This is a genomic window from Streptomyces sp. 3-6, assembly GCF_056323165.1.
In genome coordinates, this window is sequence record NZ_JBWHZP010000011.1 from 75,822 (window position 1) to 95,100 (window position 19,279).

The 19,279-nt window shown below is 72.5% G+C and carries 12 protein-coding genes and 1 pseudogene; 11 read left to right on the plus strand and 2 right to left on the minus strand.

Annotated elements, in window-relative coordinates; all coding sequences use genetic code 11:
• Positions 1–316: 316 nt before the first annotated feature.
• From AC02VZ_RS16230 to AC02VZ_RS16245, 4 genes and pseudogenes are all read left to right on the plus strand, one after another.
• Complete coding sequence (locus AC02VZ_RS16230) at positions 317–2,566, plus strand: MMPL family transporter (protein WP_476475699.1); 2,250 nt, start codon at positions 317–319, stop codon at positions 2,564–2,566.
• Positions 2,567–2,767: 201 nt separating this feature from the next.
• Positions 2,768–2,950 carry a hypothetical protein gene (locus tag AC02VZ_RS16235; RefSeq protein ID WP_432057554.1) on the plus strand — a complete coding sequence of 61 codons (183 nt, stop codon included), beginning with the start codon at positions 2,768–2,770 and terminating at the stop codon, positions 2,948–2,950.
• A 230-nt stretch (positions 2,951–3,180) separates the two neighbouring features.
• Positions 3,181–3,624: pseudogene (locus tag AC02VZ_RS16240) on the plus strand (helix-turn-helix transcriptional regulator); the annotation flags it as partial.
• Between the two features lie 35 nt (positions 3,625–3,659).
• Entirely contained in the window at positions 3,660–4,109 is a 450-nt protein-coding gene (locus AC02VZ_RS16245) for a DUF6191 domain-containing protein (RefSeq protein WP_476475700.1), read from the plus strand.
• 53 nt (positions 4,110–4,162) lie between these two features.
• Here the strand turns inward: AC02VZ_RS16245 and AC02VZ_RS16250 are convergent, their stop codons facing one another.
• Together AC02VZ_RS16250 and AC02VZ_RS16255 are read right to left on the minus strand one after the other, a co-directional pair.
• Positions 4,163–5,326, minus strand: a complete 1,164-nt coding sequence (locus AC02VZ_RS16250) for a PQQ-dependent sugar dehydrogenase (RefSeq protein WP_476475701.1) — start codon at positions 5,324–5,326, stop codon at positions 4,163–4,165.
• Positions 5,327–5,469: 143 nt separating this feature from the next.
• Entirely contained in the window at positions 5,470–6,468 is a 999-nt protein-coding gene (locus AC02VZ_RS16255; protein WP_476475702.1) for an aldo/keto reductase, read from the minus strand.
• Positions 6,469–6,543: 75 nt separating this feature from the next.
• On the opposite strand from AC02VZ_RS16255, the gene AC02VZ_RS16260 reads away from it, so the two are divergent.
• The 7 genes from AC02VZ_RS16260 (at position 6,544) to AC02VZ_RS16290 (ending at position 19,212) form a co-directional block, all read left to right on the plus strand.
• On the plus strand, positions 6,544–7,494 hold the full coding sequence (locus AC02VZ_RS16260) for a 2-hydroxyacid dehydrogenase (protein ID WP_476475703.1): 951 nt from the start codon (positions 6,544–6,546) through the stop codon (positions 7,492–7,494).
• A gap of 418 nt (positions 7,495–7,912) precedes the next feature.
• The gene (locus tag AC02VZ_RS16265; protein ID WP_476475704.1) at positions 7,913–10,909 is read left to right on the plus strand and encodes a putative bifunctional diguanylate cyclase/phosphodiesterase; all 2,997 of its coding nucleotides are present in this window, start codon (positions 7,913–7,915) and stop codon (positions 10,907–10,909) included.
• Positions 10,910–11,131: 222 nt separating this feature from the next.
• The gene (locus AC02VZ_RS16270) at positions 11,132–12,979 is read left to right on the plus strand and encodes an acetolactate synthase large subunit (RefSeq protein WP_432057548.1); all 1,848 of its coding nucleotides are present in this window, start codon (positions 11,132–11,134) and stop codon (positions 12,977–12,979) included.
• A 35-nt stretch (positions 12,980–13,014) separates the two neighbouring features.
• Entirely contained in the window at positions 13,015–13,539 is a 525-nt protein-coding gene (gene ilvN / locus AC02VZ_RS16275) for an acetolactate synthase small subunit (protein ID WP_476475705.1), read from the plus strand.
• 117 nt (positions 13,540–13,656) lie between these two features.
• Positions 13,657–14,655 (plus strand): ketol-acid reductoisomerase, encoded by a 999-nt coding sequence (gene ilvC, locus AC02VZ_RS16280; RefSeq protein WP_432057547.1) that lies wholly within the window; start codon positions 13,657–13,659, stop codon positions 14,653–14,655.
• Between the two features lie 264 nt (positions 14,656–14,919).
• Positions 14,920–16,509, plus strand: coding sequence for a phosphoglycerate dehydrogenase (gene serA / locus AC02VZ_RS16285; RefSeq protein WP_476475706.1), 1,590 nt, complete (start codon positions 14,920–14,922; stop codon positions 16,507–16,509).
• 450 nt (positions 16,510–16,959) lie between these two features.
• Positions 16,960–19,212: a transglycosylase domain-containing protein gene (locus AC02VZ_RS16290; RefSeq protein ID WP_476475707.1), complete on the plus strand. Its 2,253-nt coding sequence runs from the start codon at positions 16,960–16,962 to the stop codon at positions 19,210–19,212.
• The last annotated feature ends 67 nt before the right edge of the window (positions 19,213–19,279 follow it).

The following is a 19,279-nucleotide window of genomic DNA, read 5'->3' on the forward strand; positions in this document are numbered from 1 at the left end:
ACGCGCCCCCTCGTCGCACGGCCACGCGTACCGCGCGCACCGTCCCGGCAGGGCGGGCGAGGCGCGGGCCGTTCCGGCGGGGCGGGGCGCTGTTCAAGCCACCCCCGGCGGGGTGGGCGCCGTGCGGGCCGCCCCGGCAGCGGGCGTCGTGCGACGCGTCCCGCATCGCTGTGAAGAAGCCCACGAATATGACAAACGATCATTCGCAGGTGCAAGAGTGGCAGGGCATTGCTCATGCGTTCTTTGCGGGCAGTTCCGTCCATGAACGGCTGTTCCCGGTCAAAGATCCACACACAGTCCTTCCGGGAGCACATTCGTGGCAGCCCTCGCACGCTGGTGTGTCCAACGACGTCTGGTCGTCGTCCTGCTCTGGCTCCTCGCCCTCGGCGGGGTCGCCGCGGGTGCCGCCGTCGCGGGCTCCACCTACTCCAACGACTACGACGTCCCGGGCACCGAGTCGGGCCGGGCCGTCGAGCTGCTGCACGAGGGCTTCCCCCACCTCGGGGGTGACAGCGACACCGTCGTCTGGCACACCCCCTCCGGCAGCGTCCGGGACGCCGCGGTCGAACAGGCCATGACCCGCACCCTCGAACGCGTCGCCGAGCTGCCCGGCGTCGCCGACGTCCGGGGGCCCTACGACGACACCGGCGGCGCCGGCCGGATCAGCGAGGACGGCCGCACCGCCTACGCCACCGTGGCCTTCGCCGACCAGGCCAAGGACATCGACGCCGGGGAGGCCGCGGCCGTCGTCGAGACGGCGAAGCAGGCCGAGACGGACGGGCTGCGGGTGGAGCTGAGCGGCAGTGCGGCCGGTCTGACCCAGGCCCCCGAGGGCCATCTCGCGGAAGCGGTCGGGGTGCTCGTGGCCGCCGTCGTACTGTTCCTCGCCTTCGGCTCCCTCGCCGCCTCCCTGCTGCCCATCGCCACCGCGCTCGTCGGGGTCGGCACCGCCTACGCGGGCATCTCCCTGCTCGGCCACGTGATGACCGTCGCGGACTTCGCCCCCATGCTCGGGCTGTTGATCGGGCTCGGCGTCGGCATCGACTACGCGCTGTTCATCGTGACCAGACACCGCCGCGGACTCAAGCGGGGCCTGACCGTGACCGAGGCCGCCGTCGAGGCCGTCGCCACCACCGGCCGCGCCGTGGTGTTCGCGGGCGCCACCGTGTGCATAGCCCTGCTGGGCATGCTGATCCTCCGGCTCAACTTCCTCAACGGCGTCGCCGTCGCGGCCTCCCTCACCGTGGTGCTGACCGTCGCCGCCTCCGTCACCCTGCTGCCCGCCCTGCTGTCGCTCATCGGCATGCGGGCGCTCAGCCGCCGCGAACGCCGCAGGCTCGCCGAGCACGGCCCCCAGCCCGAGCTGCCGACCGGGTGGGCCGCCCGCTGGTCGGCGTTCGTGGAGCGCCACCCCAAGCTCCTCGGCGTCGTCGCCCTGGCCGTCATGGCGGTCCTCGCGCTGCCCACCCTCTCGCTGCACCTGGGCACCTCCGACCAGGGCAACCACCCCAGTACGTCCACCACCCGCCAGGCCTACGACCTCCTCGCCGACAGCTTCGGCCCCGGCGTGAACGGCCCCCTCACCGTCGTCACCGAGGTCGACGGGGCCGAGGACCGGCTGGCCCTCGGCGACCTCGACGCCACCCTGCGCGACACCGAGGGCGTCGCCTCCGTCTCGCCGGTCACCTACGGCCCGTCCGGGGACACCGCGTTCCTCACCGTCGTGCCCGACTCCTCACCGCAGGACCAGGCCACCAGCGACCTCGTCGACCGGCTGCGCGACGACGTGCTGCCGCGCGCCGAGCAGGGCACCTCCCTCGACCTGCTGGTCGGCGGCACGACGGCCGGGTACGACGACTTCGCCGACGTCATCGTCGGCAAGCTGCCCGTCTTCGTCGGGGTCGTCGTCGGCCTGGGCTGCCTGCTGCTCCTGCTCGCCTTCCGCTCCATCGGCATCCCGGTCAAGGCCGCCGTGATGAACGTGGCCGCCGTCGCCGGCGCGTTCGGTGTCGTCGTGGCGATCTTCCAGTGGGGCTGGGGCAGCGAACTGCTCGGCCTCGGGCGGGCGGGGCCCATCGAGCCCTTCCTCCCCGTGATCATGGTGTCCGTCCTCTTCGGCCTCTCCATGGACTACCAGGTCTTCCTGCTCAGCCGGATGTACGAGGAGTGGCTGGAGACCGGTGACAACCGGCGCGCCGTGCGGGTCGGCCTCGCCGAGACCAGCAGGGTGATCAACTCCGCCGCCGTGATCATGATCGCGGTGTTCCTCGCCTTCGTCCTCAGCGGGGACCGGGTGATCGCCATGTTCGGCATCGCGCTCGCCGCCGCCGTCGCCCTGGACGCCTTCGTCCTGCGCACCCTTCTCGTCCCGGCCCTGATGCACCTGCTCGGAGGCGCCAACTGGTGGCTGCCGCGCCGGCTCGACCGGATCCTGCCGCGCATCAGCATCGAGCCCCCCGAGGCCCGCGTCGCCCACGCCCGGCTCGCCGACGCCACGGACGCCGAGGCGGCCCGGGTCCTCACCCCGGACGCCCCCCGGGCCGACGCCGGCGACGTGACCGGGTGACCCCGCCCGGGGTGGAGGGGCGCGGGAAGGGCCGGCCGTAGGCACCTTACGGACCCCTCTGAGGCACCCCCGTCCCCGTCTAAGGCCCCCGGTGCCGCCGAAGATGCGGCAGTCTCCCGATGTGCCGGACCCCCTGGCGGACGAAGGTGGAGGCATCGCGGACAGCGATGCCGACCACCTCACCGTCCCAGGGGGACCGCCATGCTCGAGTACGAGATCCACAAGCTCCGCCAGCAGGAACTCATCGACTCCGCCGAGGAGCAGCGCCGTGTCCGGGAGGCCGTCCGTGGGCACCGCGCCGCCCGCCATGAGGGCGCACGAGGCGCAGGCCACGAGAGCCATATCCGCCGCCTCCGCCGCCACTGGTCCGCCCGAGCGGCATGAACCCGGAGCCGGGGCCCGACGACCGCACGGGGGTCGGCGACCGCACGGGGGTCGGCGACCGTGCGGGGGTCGGCGACCGTGCGGGGACCGGCGACCGTGCGGGGACCGGCGACCGTACGGGAACCGACGACCGTACGGGGGTCGGCCGCCGTCCACCGCGCCCGGCCCCCGCGGCCACCCCGGCCCCCGGGCCGGACCCGCGCCCCGAGCCCGGCCACCCCGGTGGACCCCGCGTCCGCTTCCGGCTCGCCGAGGCCCTGCTCGCCTCCGGCGCGGACGACGGCGGACGGGAGCGGGCCACGGAGCTGCTGCGGCTCGCCGGCACCGTGGCCGAGCACCTCGGCGCCCGCCCCCTGGCGCGGTCCGTCACCCTGCTGGCGCAACGCGCCCGCCTGCTGCTGCACCCCGTCCCCCGGCAACGCGGTGCGGTGTCCGCCGACCCCGCCGATCCCGCCGACGCCCTCGGTCTCACCGGCCGGGAGCGGGACGTGCTGCGGCTGGTGGCCGCCGGGCACACCAACCGCCGCATCGCCGAGACGCTGTTCATCTCGCCCAAGACGGCCAGCGTGCACGTCTCCAACATCCTCGCCAAACTGGGCGTCTCCGGCCGGGGCGAGGCCGCCGCGGTCGCCCACCGCCTGGGGCTGTTCCCGGCGGAGGCCGAGGCGGGATGATGGCGTCACGCCACGCGGCCCTGGAAAGGGGAGCGATGTTCAACGCCCTCGAGGAACTGTTCGCACCCGGTCGCAAGCACACCCGCGACGAACAGAAACGACTGGAGCTCAGCAGGGTGGATGTCGGCGACGCCGATCCCGGGCGCGGTCCGATAGACCTCGCCTCGGGCAAGGTCGTGGTGCGCACGCCCGCAGCGGACGGCCCGCACGGCCCGCACGGCCCGCACGGCCCGGACGGCCCGGACGGTTCGGACGGTTCGGACGGTTCGGACGACCGGGCACCCGCCGACGGCCGTGACGCCGGCCGCGGCACCGAGGGGATCCCGGACGGGGACGCCGACGCCCGCCGAAACGCCGGGGAGGCGGGGGACACCCGGGGCGACACCGAGGCCACCGCCCCGAGCACCCCGGGCACCCCGGGCACCCCAGAACCGGGCACCCCAGGACCGGGCACCCCCGACCCGGACACCTCCGCAAGCTCCTGACGGTGGGCCCGGCCCGGCCGGCCCACCGCCCGCGAGCCCCGCCACCAGGCGCCCTACCTCACCTCCAGCTCCAGGATCCGGTCGTCACCGTCCTTCGGCTGGATCCGCCCGTCGGTGTTGCTGGTGACCAGCCACAGCCGGTTCCCGCCCGCCGGCGCGACCGTGCGGAGCCGCCCGTACTCCTCCTCCAGGAAGGCCTGCGGCTCGGCGGACGTCCCGGTGCCGTCCAGCGGGATGCGCCACAGCCGCTGACCGCGCAGGCCCGCCATCCAGATCGATCCCTCCGCGTGCGCGATGCCGCTCGGCGAGGCCTCGGCGGTGCCCCACTGGTGGACCGGATCGTGGAAGTCCCCGCCGGACTCGCCCTCCGCCTCCGGCCACCCGTAGTTGTCGCCCGGCTTGATGGCGTTGAGCTCGTCCCAGGTGTTCTGGCCGAACTCCGAGGCGAACAGGCGCTGCTCGCGGTCCCACGCCAGCCCCTGCACGTTGCGGTGGCCGTAGGAGTACACCGGGGAGTCCGGGAAGGGGTTGCCCGGCGCCGGTTCGCCCTCCGGGGTCACTCGCAGGATCTTGCCGCCCAGGGACTCCTTGTCCTGGGACAGACCCGTCTCGCCCCGCTCGCCCGTGCCCACGTACAGCATCCGGTCCGGGCCGAAGGCGATCCGGCCGCCGTTGTGCACCACGCCCTTGGGGATGCCGCGCAGCACGGTGTCGGGGGCGCCCAGCTGCTGACCGGCCGGCTTCTTCTCGTCGTAGCGCAGGCGGACCACGCGGTTGTCCGAGGCCGAGGTGAAGTAGGCGTAGATCATGCGGTCCGCGGCGAACTCGGGGGAGAGCGCGATGCCGAGCAGGCCGCCCTCGCCGGACGGGGCCACCCCCGGTACCTCGCCCAGCTCGGTCTTCTTCCCCGAGTCCGCGTCGACCCGCGTGATCGTCGCCTCGTCCCGGGACGAGACCAGCAGGTCGCCGTCGTCGAGCGGAGCGAGCCCCCACGGGGTGCTCAGGCCCGTGGTGACGGTGCGCAGCACCTTCACCGAGCCCTTCGCGGGCGGGGTCGGGGCGTCGCTGCCCTGCGCGGGGGGCGACTGTCCCGCCGTACGGCTCGGGGAGGCGCTGGTGCCGCCGTCCCCGTCCGGGGTCCCTCCGTCGGATGAGCAGCCTGCCGTCAGCAGGAGCGCGGCGGCGGCCAGTACGGCCGTCACGGCTCGTCGTTGCACGATCTCGTCCCTTCGACGCGGGCAGTTCCTCCTTGTCTACACCGCTCGCGCCCCCCTGGTCCCCGGTCCCACCGACACGAACCCCCGGACCGCCCCCGTTCCCGGCCGTCCGGCGGTACGGACCGGCCGCGGCACCCCGCGGGTCAGTCCCAGGACCCCTGGGCCGCGGGCAGGCGCGCTATCTCCGCCAGGTCCCGCCCGGTCAGCCGCAGCCCGGCCGCCGCCGCGTTCTCGGCCACCCAGCGCTCCCGCTTGGTGCCCGGCACCGGGATCACCTGCCGCCCCCGCGACAGGACCCAGGCCAGCGCCACCTGCGCCGGGGTGACGTTCTCCCCGTGCCGCCGGGCGACCCGGCGCAGACCGGCCACGATCGGCTGGTTCGCGGCCATCATCTCGGCGGTGAACCGCGGGTGCCGGGCCCGCAGGTCGTCCGCCTCGAACCCGCCCCCCGGCGTCAGCGTGCCGGTGAGGAAGCCGTTGCCCAGCGGCATCGCGGCCAGGAAGCCCACCCCGCGCGTCTCGCACCACGGCAGCAGCGCGTGCAGCGCCTCCGGCGACCACACCGACAGCTCCGCCTGCACCGCGCTCACCGGGAAGACCTGCTGCACCCGCTCCAACTGGCGGATCGTGCCGTCGTGCAGCCGGGAGCCCGGCCGCCGCCCGGAGCGCGCGCCCACCGCGCACAGCCCCAACGCCCGTACCTTCCCGGCCCGGACGAGCTCGGCCATCGCGCCCCAGGTCTCCTCCACCGGGACCTCCGGGTCCGCGCGGTGCAGCTGGTACAGGTCGATGACATCGGTCTGCAACCGCCGCAGCGACGCGTCGCAGGCCCGTTTCACGTAACCGGGGCGGCCGTTGGCGACGATGTGCTGGTCGCCCACCAGCAGGCCCACCTTCGTCGACACGAACGCGTCGGCCCGCCGCTCCTTCAGCACCCGGCCCAGCAACAGCTCGTTGGTGAACGGGCCGTACATGTCCGCGGTGTCGAGCAGGGTGGCACCGAGATCGAGCGCCCGGTGCACCGCCCTGAGCGACTCCTGACCGTGCTGCCGCGATGTGCTGTAGCCCCAGCTCATCGGCATGCACCCGAGTCCGACGGCCCCCGCCGAGAGCGCCCCCGCGCCGATCGTCCTGCGCTCCACCTGGTCGTGACCCTCCCTCTGCGAGCCACCAACCTAACCTCTGCCGTTCCACCGGCCTGACATAGCCTCCGGAGCATGACTGCTGACGTGTGGCTCCCCATCCCCCCGCACGAGATCGACGGCCTTCCCGAGGGGCCGGACTACCACTTCTGGGACGGCGCCGAGTCGTTCCCCGCCGACCCGGCCGACTGCGCCTTCTACGTCGTGCCCTACCTCAAGCCCCCCGGTGTCGGGGTGCGACCGCTGCCGCTGATGCGATCCGTCCGGGTGGTGCAGACGCTGTCCGCCGGGATCGACCACGTCGAACCGGGGCTGAAACACCTCGGGCCGGGTGTTCGCCTGTGCAACGCCCGCGGGGTGCACGAGGCCAGCACCGCCGAACTCGCGCTCGCCCTGATCCTCGCCTCGCTGCGCGGACTGCCCGACTACGTGCGCGCCCAGGACAAGGGGGAGTGGCTGAACGGTTTCCGTCCCGCGCTCGCCGACCGGACCGTCCTCGTCGTGGGGTACGGGTCGATCGGTTCCGCCATCGAGGACCGGCTCGTTCCGTTCGAGGTCGCGCGGGTGGCGCGCGTCGCGCGCTCCGCACGCACCACGGAGCGCGGTCCGGTGCACCCGCTCACCGAACTGCCCACCCTGCTCCCGGAGGCGGACGTCGTCGTCCTGTCCACCCCGCTGACCGCCGACACCCGTCACCTCGTCGACGCCCGCTTCCTGGCCCGGATGAAGGACGGCGCCCTGCTGGTGAACATGGCCCGCGGCCCGGTCGTGGACACCGAGGCCCTGCTCAACGAGGTGTGGACGGGCCGGATCTCCGCCGCCCTCGACGTCACCGACCCCGAACCGCTGCCCGCCGACCACCCCTTGTGGCGGGCACCGGGCGTACTGATCAGCCCGCACGCCGGCGGACCGACGTCCGCGTTCCGGCCGCGGGCGGAGCGGTTGCTCGTGGACCAGTTGCACCGTTTCCTGAACCGGGAGGAGTTGCGGAACGTGATCCTGGAGACAGGGGCGGAAAGCGGGTAGTCCGCTTCGGGCACCCTCCGCTTCGTTCCGGAAGCACCGGGTACTCATACCTGGAGTGATCGTCACGCAGAGTAGAGAGACTATGTCCCTGAGTGACGAGACTGGTGTATCGTCCCGACAGGGGCTGCGCCACTGACCATCGGCGCCGGGGACGGACTTGCGGACTGTGAGGGGGGCGACGGGCGATGCACGGCCTATGGACGAGCGATCCGACGCGGCGGAGCCGCCGACGGCGGCCCTGGCGCGCGACCGCGCGCGACCGCTGTCAGCACAGCGGTCCCCCTCTCCCACCGGGGTGCCCCCCGAAGCAGCGGGGGCACCGTCCGCGGGCCCCCCGCGCGATCGGGAGCGGGTGGCGCACGCCCCCGGCGCTCCGGGACCCGCGGGGTCCGGGAGCGGGGCGCACCGGGAGGGAGCGGTGAGCGCGCCGACCGCCACCTCGACGCCGGAGGCGGCGGAGCGGCAGCGACCGGCCCCCGTAGTGCCGCCGCCGCGCTCCCCGGTGACCGGGCAGCGGCCCGGCCCGGTGCCCCAGCTCGTCCTCGCCCTCGTCTGCGCGGCCTACGCCGTCGGTGCCGCGCTCGGCTGGGGATCGGACGAACTGGCACTGATCATGGGTGACTTCGGGCTCAGCGCCGCGGCCGGAGCGGCGGCCGTCTCCTGCTTCGTGTACGCGCGGGGGCGGCACACCCGCTTCCGGCCCGCCTGGCTGCTGTTCGGGCTCTCGTCGACCATGGCCGCGCTGGGCAATCTGGTGTGGGGGTGGTACGAGGTGATCCTCGACCGGCCCGTGCCCAGCCCCAGTTACGCCGACCTGTTCTTCCTCTGCTTCGCCCCGCCCGCCATCGTGGGGCTGCTGGTGCTGGCCAAGCGGCCGGTGACCAAGGCCGGATGGATCTGCCTCGCCCTGGACGCCTTCCTCATCGGGGGCTCCCTGCTCACCCTCGCGTGGAGCCTGGCCCTCGCCCAGACCGCCCAGGCCGAGGGCGAGAGCGTGGCGCACACCGCGCTGTCCCTCGCGTACCCGCTGCTGGACATCGCCCTCGTCAGCATGGTGCTCGCGCTGCACTTCCGGCGCTCGGCGGTCAACCGCTCCGCCGTCAACACCGCGATCGGCGCGCTCGCCCTCACCGTGATGTGCGACGCCCTGTTCACCTCGCCGCTGCTGCATCACGACTACCGCTCGGGACACCTGCTCGACGCGGGCTGGTTCGCCGGGTCGCTGCTCCTCGCGTACGCCCCCTGGACGGCGCGCCGCGGGGGCCGGTCCGAGGACGCCGGACGGACCCGCGTGATCCGCGGCCACCTGCCCGCACAACGCGGCGGGCCGGCCCCACAGCCCGCGCCCGCGCCCGCGAGCGACGCCGGCCGGTTCCCGGCGGCCCGGCCCATCGCCGGCTCCCTCGCCGCCCTCACGCCCTACCTCGCCGCGGCCGTGTGCACCCTGGGCATCCTCTACAACGTCCTCAGCGGGCGCAGCGTCGACCGGGTGGTCCTCTTCACCGGCGGCACGGTGGTGCTCGCCCTCGTCGTGCGCCAGGGCATCATGCTGCTCGACAACATCACCCTCACCCAGGAACTCGCGCAGAAGGAGAACCACTTCCGCTCCCTGGTGCAGGGCTCCAGCGACGTCATCATGATCGCCGCGCCCAGCGGCATCCTCCGCTACGTCTCCCCGGCCGCCGCGGGCGTCTACGGCCGCTCCGCGGAGGACCTCGTCGGCACCGAACTGGCCCACCTCATCCACCCCGAGGACCTGGGCTGCGTGGTCCACGAGATCCGCCGGTTCCTCGCCGCCGATCCCGCCGAGGAACCCACCACCCGCATCGAGTGCCGGTTCCGCTCCGGCGCCGGGGACGGCTGGCTCAACGTGGAGTCGACCGTCAACCGTCATCACGGCGGCCTCATCTTCAACAGCCGCGACGTGACCGAGCGGGTACGCCTGCAGGCCCAGCTCCAGCACAACGCCGAGCACGACCCGCTCACCGACCTGCCCAACCGGGCGCTGTTCACCCGGCGCGTCCAGCAGGCGCTGTCCGGCCGCCGGGCCGCGGACCGGGACGCCGCCCTGCGGGGCACCGCCGTCCTCTTCATCGACCTCGACGGTTTCAAGGGCGTCAACGACACCATCGGCCACCAGGCCGGCGACGAACTGCTGGTGCAGGCCGCCCGGAGGCTCCACGACGCCGTCCGCAAGGGCGACACCGCCGCCCGGCTGGGCGGTGACGAGTTCGCCGCCCTGATCGTCGGGGACGGCGCCCGTGACCACCAGGCCCGCGAACGCCACCTGCTGGAGCTCGCCGACCGCCTCAGAAGCACCCTCTCGCAGCCCTACCTCATCGACGGCAACGATGTCCGGGTCAACGCCTCCATCGGCGTCGCCTTCGCCGAACCCGGCCTCGGGGCCGGTGAGCTGCTGCGCAACGCCGATCTGGCCATGTACCGGGCCAAGGCGGGCGGCAAGGGCCGCGTCGAGCTGTACCGCCCCCAGATGCAGCAGGACGTCGTCCGCCGCGCGGAACTGGCCGGCCGGCTGCGCGCCGCCCTCCACGACGGCGAGTTCTCGCTGCTGCACCAGCCGGTGGTGAGCCTGGAGGACGGCCGGATCACGGCGGTCTGCGCCCAGGCGCGCTGGCGCTCCTCGCAGGGCGTCCTCTTCACGCCCGCGGAGTTCCTGCGGGTCGCCGAGGACGGCGGGAAGACCGCCGAGCTGAGCCGTTGGGTGCTCCAGGAGGCCATCGAGCGGGCCTCCGAGCGGCGGGCGAACGGCCTCCGGGTGCCCGTCGCCGTCCGGCTGGGCGCGCACCGCCTGGTGGACCGCTCGGCTCCGCTCGGCCGGATCGAGACCCTGCTCACCCGGTACGGGCTGCCGCCGGGCTCACTGATCGTCGAGGTGGCCGACACCGACCCGCGGGTGTGCCTGGACGAGCTGGAGCGGCGGCTGACCGCCCTGAAGCGGTCCGGGGTCCGTATCGCCCTGGACGGCCTCGGCAGCGGTCACGCCGCGATCGCCGCCCTCAGACGGCTCCCGGTCGACATACTCCGGCTGGACCGCACCCTGGTCGAGGGCGTCGTGGAGTCGGCGCGGCTGAACAAGATCACCGGCGGGCTGCTGCGCATCGCCCGGGACCTCGGCATCGAGTCCGTGGCCGAGGGGGTGGATCTGCCCGAGCAGGTCACCGCCCTGCGCGCGATGGGCTGCACCCACGGACAGGGCATGGCCTTCGCCGGACCGCTGGACGAGTACCGGCTGCGCCGGGCGCTGACCGCCGGCCGCTGCCCGGTGCCCGGTGAGCCGGCCGAACCCGTCTTCGCGGGCGGCCCGGGCGGCGTGTTTCCGGCCGGCATGGCCACCGTCCTCCATGGTGGGGCGGCCCTCCGCTCACATGATGAGACCCCGGTCCCACCCACTTGACAGTTTGTGTGTGCCGGGGGGAGGGTCAGTTCCATGCGCACCCGAATTCTCGTACTTGGACAGCGCGTCGGCTGACGCTGGGCCCTGACGGCCCAGCTACCCGCACCGGCGCGCTCCCCTCGCTTGCCTTTTGGCACGAGGGGTTTTTTGTTGCACCAGAGTCGCCGCACAACCCGCGTACACCGCGCAAACCTCGCACAAACCCTCAGCATCGAGAAGAGAATGCCGATGACCGAGCAGGCCACCGGGGCCCACCCGCAGCCGCGGCCCCGATCCGGACAGCCGTCCGCCCCCGAGCAGGTGACGGGCGCGCAGTCCCTCATCCGCTCTCTCGAGGAGGTCGGCGCCGACACGGTATTCGGCATTCCCGGCGGTGCGATCCTTCCGGCCTACGACCCGCTGATGGACTCCACCCGGGTGCGCCACGTCCTGGTCCGGCACGAGCAGGGCGCCGGCCACGCGGCCACCGGCTACGCGCAGGCCACCGGCAAGGTCGGCGTCTGCATGGCGACGTCGGGCCCCGGTGCCACCAACCTGGTCACCCCGATCGCCGACGCGCACATGGACTCGGTGCCCCTGGTCGCGATCACCGGCCAGGTCGCGTCCAAGTCCATCGGCACGGACGCCTTCCAGGAGGCGGACATCGTCGGCATCACCATGCCGATCACCAAGCACAACTTCCTGGTCACCAAGGCCGAGGACATCCCGCGGGTCATCGCGCAGGCGTTCCACATCGCCGCCACCGGCCGTCCCGGCCCGGTGCTGGTCGACATCGCCAAGGACGCCCTGCAGGCCCGCACCACCTTCTCCTGGCCGCCCACCATGGACCTGCCCGGCTACCGGCCCGTCACCAAGCCGCACGCCAAGCAGATCCGGGAGGCCGCCAAGCTGATCACCTCCGCGAAGCGGCCGGTGCTCTACGTCGGCGGCGGGGTCATCAAGGCCCGCGCCACCGCCGAGCTGAAGGTCCTCGCGGAACTCACCGGAGCTCCCGTCACCACCACCCTGATGGGACTCGGCGCGTTCCCCGACAGCCACCCGCTGCACGTGGGAATGCCGGGCATGCACGGTGCGGTCACCGCCGTCACCGCGCTGCAGAAGGCCGACCTGATCGTCGCCCTCGGCGCCCGCTTCGACGACCGCGTCACCGGCAGGCTGGACAGCTTCGCCCCGTACGCGAAGATCGTCCACGCCGACATCGACCCGGCCGAGATCGGCAAGAACCGCGCCGCCGACGTGCCGATCGTCGGTGACGCCCGCGAGGTCATCGCCGACCTCGTCCAGGCCGTCCAGAAGGAGCACGCCGACGGTCACGTCGGCGACTGCACCGCCTGGTGGAACGACCTGAACCGCTGGCGTGACACCTACCCCCTCGGCTACGACCTGCCGGAGGACGGTTCGCTCTCCCCGCAGCAGGTCATCGAGCGCATCGGGCAGCTCGCGCCGGAGGGCACGGTGTTCGCGGCCGGCGTCGGCCAGCACCAGATGTGGGCCGCGCACTTCATCGAGTACGAGAAGCCCGCCACCTGGCTGAACTCCGGCGGCGCCGGGACCATGGGGTACGCGGTGCCGGCCGCCATGGGCGCCAAGGCCGGCGTCCCGGACCGCACGGTCTGGGCGATCGACGGCGACGGCTGCTTCCAGATGACCAACCAGGAGCTGACCACCTGCGCCCTGAACAACATCCCGATCAAGGTCGCCGTCATCAACAACGGCGCCCTCGGGATGGTGCGCCAGTGGCAGACGCTGTTCTACAACCAGCGGTACTCCAACACGGTGCTGCACTCCGGTCCCGACGACGTCAACCCCGAGGCCCGCGGTACCCGGGTCCCCGACTTCGTGAAGCTGTCGGAGGCCATGGGCTGCTACGCCATCCGCTGCGAGGACCCGGCCGACCTGGACAAGGTCATCGAGGAGGCCAACTCGATCAACGACCGCCCGGTCGTCGTGGACTTCGTCGTCCACGAGGACGCGATGGTGTGGCCGATGGTCGCCGCCGGCACCTCCAACGACGAGATCATGGCCGCCCGGGACGTCCGCCCCGACTTCGGCGACAACGAGGACGACTGAGAGCCGTCGGGACTCACAAGCAGAGGAAGCAGAACATGTCCAAGCACACGCTCTCCGTCCTGGTGGAGAACACCCCCGGCATCCTGGCCCGGATCGCCGCCCTGTTCTCCCGCCGCGGCTTCAACATCGACTCGCTCGCGGTCGGGGTCACCGAGCACCCCGACATCTCCCGCATCACCATCGTGGTGAGCGTCGAGGAGTTCCCGCTGGAGCAGGTGACCAAGCAGCTCAACAAGCTGGTCAACGTGCTGAAGATCGTCGAGCTGGAGCCCGGCCAGGCCGTCCAGCGCGAACTCGTCCTGGTGAAGGTGCGCGCCGACAACGAGACGCGCTCCCAGATCGTCGAGATCGTCCAGCTGTTCCGCGCCAAGACCGTCGACGTCTCCCCGGACGCCGTCACCATCGAGGCCACCGGCAGCAGCGACAAGCTGTCCGCGATGCTGAAGGTGCTGGAGCCCTTCGGCATCAAGGAGCTCGTGCAGTCCGGCACGATCGCGATCGGGCGCGGTGCCCGTTCGATCACGGACCGGTCGCTGCGCGCTCTCGACCGGTCGGCCTGAGAACGGGAACGGGCGGCCGACGCGACACGGCCGCCCGTATTCCGAGACTCCGAACCGCCCCTTCCGCCCGCCGTCATACGGTGGGAGCAACACCTGCACTCAAGGAGAGAACCCAAAGTGGCCGAGCTGTTCTACGACGCCGACGCCGACCTGTCCATCATCCAGGGCCGCAAGGTCGCGGTCATCGGTTACGGCAGCCAGGGCCACGCCCACGCCCTGTCGCTGCGCGACTCCGGCGTCGACGTGCGCGTCGGTCTGCACGAGGGCTCCAAGTCCAAGGCCAAGGCCGAGGAGCAGGGCCTGCGCGTGGTGAGCCCCTCCGAGGCCGCCGCCGAGGCCGACGTCATCATGATCCTCGTCCCGGACCCGATCCAGGCCAAGGTGTACGAGGAGACCATCGCCCCGAACCTGAAGGACGGCGACGCGCTGTTCTTCGGCCACGGCTTCAACATCCGCTTCGGCTTCATCAAGCCCCCGGCGGGCGTCGACGTCTGCATGGTCGCCCCCAAGGGCCCCGGCCACCTGGTGCGCCGCCAGTACGAGGAGGGCCGCGGCGTCCCGTGCATCGCGGCCGTCGAGCAGGACGCCTCCGGCAGCGCCTTCGAGCTGGCCCTGTCCTACGCCAAGGGCATCGGCGGCACCCGCGCGGGCGTCATCAAGACAACCTTCACCGAGGAGACCGAGACCGACCTCTTCGGTGAGCAGGCCGTCCTGTGCGGTGGCACCGCCGCGCTGGTCAAGGCGGGCTTCGAGACCCTGACCGAGGCCGGCTACCAGCCGGAGATCGCCTACTTCGAGTGCCTGCACGAGCTGAAGCTGATCGTGGACCTCATGTACGAGGGCGGCCTGGAGAAGATGCGCTGGTCGATCTCCGAGACCGCCGAGTGGGGCGACTACGTCACCGGCCCGCGGATCATCACCGACGCCACCAAGGCCGAGATGAAGAAGGTCCTGGCCGAGATCCAGGACGGCACCTTCGCGCAGCAGTGGATGGACGAGTACCACGGCGGTCTGAAGAAGTACAACGAGTACAAGGACCAGGACTCCGAGCACCTGCTGGAGACCACCGGCAAGGAGCTGCGCAAGCTCATGAGCTGGGTCGACGAGGAGGCGTGAGCCTCCCGTCCGGGGGCCGGGGCGGGATGCCGCGGTCCCCGGACGGACCCGGGACGACACCGGTGGTACGGCGTCGTCCCTCCCGTCCCGCCACGGACGGGTGATCTTCCGAAGCGCCGTAAGACGACGCCCTCGGCGCCACTACACTGCTGCACTACATACGCGTCAGGCCCACAGCGTCGTGCGTCTTCCACGCGGCTAGCACTTCTTCACCGCCTGCGGCCGTCGGGACGGCCGTCCGCACTGGGACTTGTGAGGACTCACGTGAGCTCGAAACCCGTCGTACTCATCGCTGAAGAGCTGTCGCCCGCCACCGTCGACGCACTCGGTCCGGACTTCGAGATCCGGCACTGCAACGGCGCCGACCGCGCCGAGCTGCTGCCCGCCATCGCCGAGGTCGACGCGATCCTGATCCGCTCGGCCACCAAGGTCGACGCCGAGGCCATCGCCGCCGCGAACCGCCTCAAGGTCGTCGCCCGCGCCGGGGTCGGTCTGGACAACGTCGACGTCGCGGCCGCCACCAAGGCGGGCGTGATGGTGGTCAACGCCCCCACGTCGAACATCGTGACCGCCGCGGAACTCGCCTGCGGTCTGATCGTCGCCACGGCGCGCAACATCCCGCAGGCCAACGCCGCCCTGAAGAACGGCGAGTGGAAGCGGAGCAAGTACACGGGCGTCGAGCTCGCCGAGAAGACCCTCGGTGTCGTCGGCCTCGGCCGGATCGGCGCGCTCGTGGCGCAGCGGATGTCCGCCTTCGGCATGAAGGTCGTCGCCTACGACCCCTACGTGCAGCCCGCGCGGGCCGCCCAGATGGGCGTCAAGGTGCTGTCGCTGGACGAGCTGCTGGAGGTCTCCGACTTCATCACCGTCCACCTGCCGAAGACCCCCGAGACCCTCGGGCTGATCGGCGACGAGGCGCTGCGCAAGGTCAAGCCGAGCGTGCGCGTCATCAACGCCGCGCGCGGCGGCATCGTCGACGAGGAGGCGCTGTACTCGGCGCTCAAGGAGGGCCGGGTCGCCGGCGCGGGCCTGGACGTGTACGCGAAGGAGCCGTGCACCGACTCCCCGCTGTTCGAGTTCGACCAGGTCGTGTGCACCCCGCACCTCGGTGCCTCCACCGACGAGGCCCAGGAGAAGGCGGGCATCGCCGTCGCCCGTTCGGTGCGCCTCGCCCTCGCCGGTGAGCTGGTCCCGGACGCGGTGAACGTCCAGGGCGGTGTCATCGCCGAGGACGTCAAGCCGGGCCTGCCGCTCGCCGAGCGCCTCGGCCGCATCTTCACCGCGCTCGCCGGTGAGGTCGCCGTCCGCCTCGACGTCGAGGTCTACGGCGAGATCACCCAGCACGACGTGAAGGTGCTCGAACTGTCCGCCCTCAAGGGCGTCTTCGAGGACGTCGTCGACGAGACGGTGTCCTACGTCAACGCGCCGCTGTTCGCCCAGGAGCGCGGGGTCGAGGTCCGCCTGACCACCAGCTCCGAGTCGGCCGACCACCGCAACGTGGTGACCGTGCGCGGCACCCTCGCCGACGGCGAGGAGGTGTCGGTCTCGGGCACGCTGGCCGGTCCCAAGCACGTGCAGAAGATCGTCGCGGTCGGCGAGTACGACGTCGACCTGGCGCTCGCCGACCACATGCTGGTGCTGCGCTACGAGGACCGCCCGGGTGTCGTCGGCACCCTCGGCCGCATCCTCGGCGAGGCGGGCCTGAACATCGCCGGCATGCAGGTCGCCCGTGCCACGGTCGGGGGCGAGGCGCTGGCCGTGCTGACGGTCGACGACACGGTCCCGGCCGCGGTGCTGGCCGAGGCCGCGGCCGAGATCGGGGCGACGTCGGCCCGTTCGGTCAATCTGGTCTGACCCCACCGCGGTGCGGGCCGTGCGTCCGCACCGTCCCGACCACCGAGCGCCGGGCGGGCTGAGCCGATCAGGCCGCCCGGCGCTCGACGTGTCCGGACATCCGGGCGCACGCACGGGCCTTCCAGGCGCACCGCCGCACCGACGCGCGCCCCGTCCGGTCGCGCGCCCTGTCCGGTGGCGCCTGCCCCGTCCGGTGGCGTCCGCTCAGCCCGGTGGCGCCGGCCCTGTCCGGTGGCGGCCGGGCACCGGGTGAGAGCCTCGCCACGTCACGCCGTTCGCACGTTCGTCCAACTTGTATGGTCAGTATGTTGGTAATTTCGTGTGCGCTGTGATGGTCGTGAAACGGGGGGGAAGCGGGGGAGTGGCCGGCGCTGCGGCCGTGGTCCCCGGTTCTCGTATCTTCGTGCGGTTGCTGAACCGCCCGCGCGATGTGCGGAGGGAGGGACGGGCATGGCCCGGGTCGGTCGGGGGGACGGACGGAAGGACGGGGAGCGGGGTGACGGCGAGTCGCTGCCGCCCCCGCCCGACGCAACGGTGCAGCTACGGGTCGACCAACTCCGTGCGCCCGCCGACGAGACCATGCAGCTGCGGGTGCCCGAGGGAGGCATACCCGCGAGCGGCATACCCGAGCGGGACCCGGCCGAGCCCCGCCGCTCGCGCCGGGCGCCCCGCAAGTCCGCCTCCTCCCGCACGGGGGCCCTGCGCTCCGCACTCCGCCCCGTCGCCGCCCGGCTCGAGCCGGTCCTCGCACCGCTGGTCGCCGTGCTCGGCCCCCACCTCCGCCGGATGCGCCCGCACTACCCCCGGCCGGGGCGCACGGGGTGGCGCCGCTGGATCCCGTCCCGGCGGCAGAGCGTCGCGGGTCTCCTCGCCACCTTCGGGCTGAGCACCCTGTTCGTGATGGTCTCCTACGCGGCCACCGACATCCCGGACGACCTCAACACCCACGCCACCCAGCAGGACAACGTCTACTTCTGGTCCGACGGCACCCCGCTGGCCAGGACCGGATGGGTGCAACGGCAGGCGATGCCGCTGGAGGAGATCCCCGAGGACGTCCGCTGGGCCGTGCTCGCCGCGGAGAACGACAGCTTCTACAGCGATCCGGGCATCTCGGTCAAGGGCATCTCGCGCGCCTTCCTGCGCACGTTCGGCCAGGGCGACACCGAGGGCGGGTCGACCATCACCCAGCAGTACGTGAAGAACGTCTACCTCAACCAGGACCGCACCCTCGGACGCAAGTTCAAGGAGGCGATGATCGCGCTCAAGCTCGACAACGAGATGAGCAAGGACGAGATCCTGGAGGGCTACCTCAACACCAGCTGGTACGGCCGCGGCACCTACGGCATCCAGCGCGCCGCACAGGCCTACTACGGCAAGGAGGTCCAGGACCTCAACGCCAGCGAGGCCGCCCTCCTCGCCTCCCTGCTCAAGGGCGCCGGCCTGTACGACCCGACGCTGAGCTCCGCCAACCGCGACCGGGCGGTGGAGCGCTGGACGTGGATCCTCGACCGGATGGTGACGCTCGGCAAGCTGTCACCCGAGGAGCGCGCCGAGTTCAGCAAGTTCCCCGAGCCGCTCAAGCGCAACCCGCTGTACGCCACCGGTGAGCAGAGCGACTACCTCGTCGAACTCGCGTCCCAGTACGTGAAGAAGACCGCCGGCATCTCCGAGCGGGACTTCGACCTCGGCGGCTACCAGATCTACACGACGTTCGACAAGAAGCGTGAGGCCCAGCTCACCGACGCGGTGGTCGCGGCACGGAAGAAGGGCCGCAAGGACCACCCCAAGCCCGCCGCCGACGCCCACTACGGAGCCGCCACGGTGGCCGCCGACGGCAGGATCCTCGCCGTCCACGGCGGCCCGGACCACCGCAAACAGGGCTACAACGAGTCCAACGCGACCACCGTGCCCGCGGGGTCGGCGTTCCACCCGTTCGTGTACGCGGCCGGCCTCGAACACGGGGTGCGCACCAGCCGTGACGGGGGACCCACGCCGGTGAGCGGGGAGACGCTCTACAACGGCGACGACCGTGTCCCCGTCACCACGCCCGAGGGCCCGTACTGGGACCGCAGCGGCCGCAAGGTGGCCGCGCGCAACGACGGCGGCAAGTCCTACGGGAAGATCTCGCTGCACCGCGCCCTGGCCCTGTCGGTCAACACCCCGTTCATGCAACTGGGCATGGACACCGGGCTGGAGAAGGTGCGGTCCACCGCCATCAAGGCGGGACTGCTGCCCTCCAGCATGGGTGCCCAGGTGCCCGCACTGGCGAACGGCAGCGCCACGCCCAGCGCCATCCGCATGGCCAGCGGTTACGCCACGTTCGTCGCCGACGGGGTGCACACCGAGCCGTACTCGGTGCGCAAGGTCACCCGCGGGGGCCACCGGATCGGCATCTCCCGGCCCGCCGTCCGCCGTGCGGTGAGCGCCGACACGGCACGCCAGGTCCAGGCGGCCCTCGCCGAGGGCCATCGCGTCGCCCACCCGGGCGGTCCCGCGGAGGCCGCCGGGAAGGTGGGAACGACCGAGGACGACACCGCCGCCTGGTACGTGGGCAGCCTGGGCGAGGAGACGACCGCCGTCGTCGTGTACCGCATCGACCTGGCCGAGAGCCTCGAACCGCTCCCGCTCAAGGGGCTCGGGGGCAAGCCCTCCGGCAGCGTCCCGTACGGCATCTGGTCGAAGGCCCTCGGGATCGGTGACTGAGTCACCGGTGCGGCAGCACCGCACCCAGGCCCCCTGTCCGCCAGCCACCCGCCCCTCCGTCTCACAG

What these genes read in the sequence shown, in the direction of transcription:
- AC02VZ_RS16270 (WP_432057548.1), top strand. Translation starts at nt 11,132, where the DNA reads ATGCCGATGACCGAGCAGGCCACCGGGGCCCACCCGCAGCCGCGGCCC.
- ilvN (WP_476475705.1), top strand. Translation starts at nt 13,015, where the DNA reads ATGTCCAAGCACACGCTCTCCGTCCTGGTGGAGAACACCCCCGGCATC.
- AC02VZ_RS16260 (WP_476475703.1), top strand. Translation starts at nt 6,544, where the DNA reads ATGACTGCTGACGTGTGGCTCCCCATCCCCCCGCACGAGATCGACGGC.
- AC02VZ_RS16235 (WP_432057554.1), top strand. Translation starts at nt 2,768, where the DNA reads ATGCTCGAGTACGAGATCCACAAGCTCCGCCAGCAGGAACTCATCGAC.
- AC02VZ_RS16290 (WP_476475707.1), top strand. Translation starts at nt 16,960, where the DNA reads ATGGCCCGGGTCGGTCGGGGGGACGGACGGAAGGACGGGGAGCGGGGT.
- AC02VZ_RS16245 (WP_476475700.1), top strand. Translation starts at nt 3,660, where the DNA reads ATGTTCAACGCCCTCGAGGAACTGTTCGCACCCGGTCGCAAGCACACC.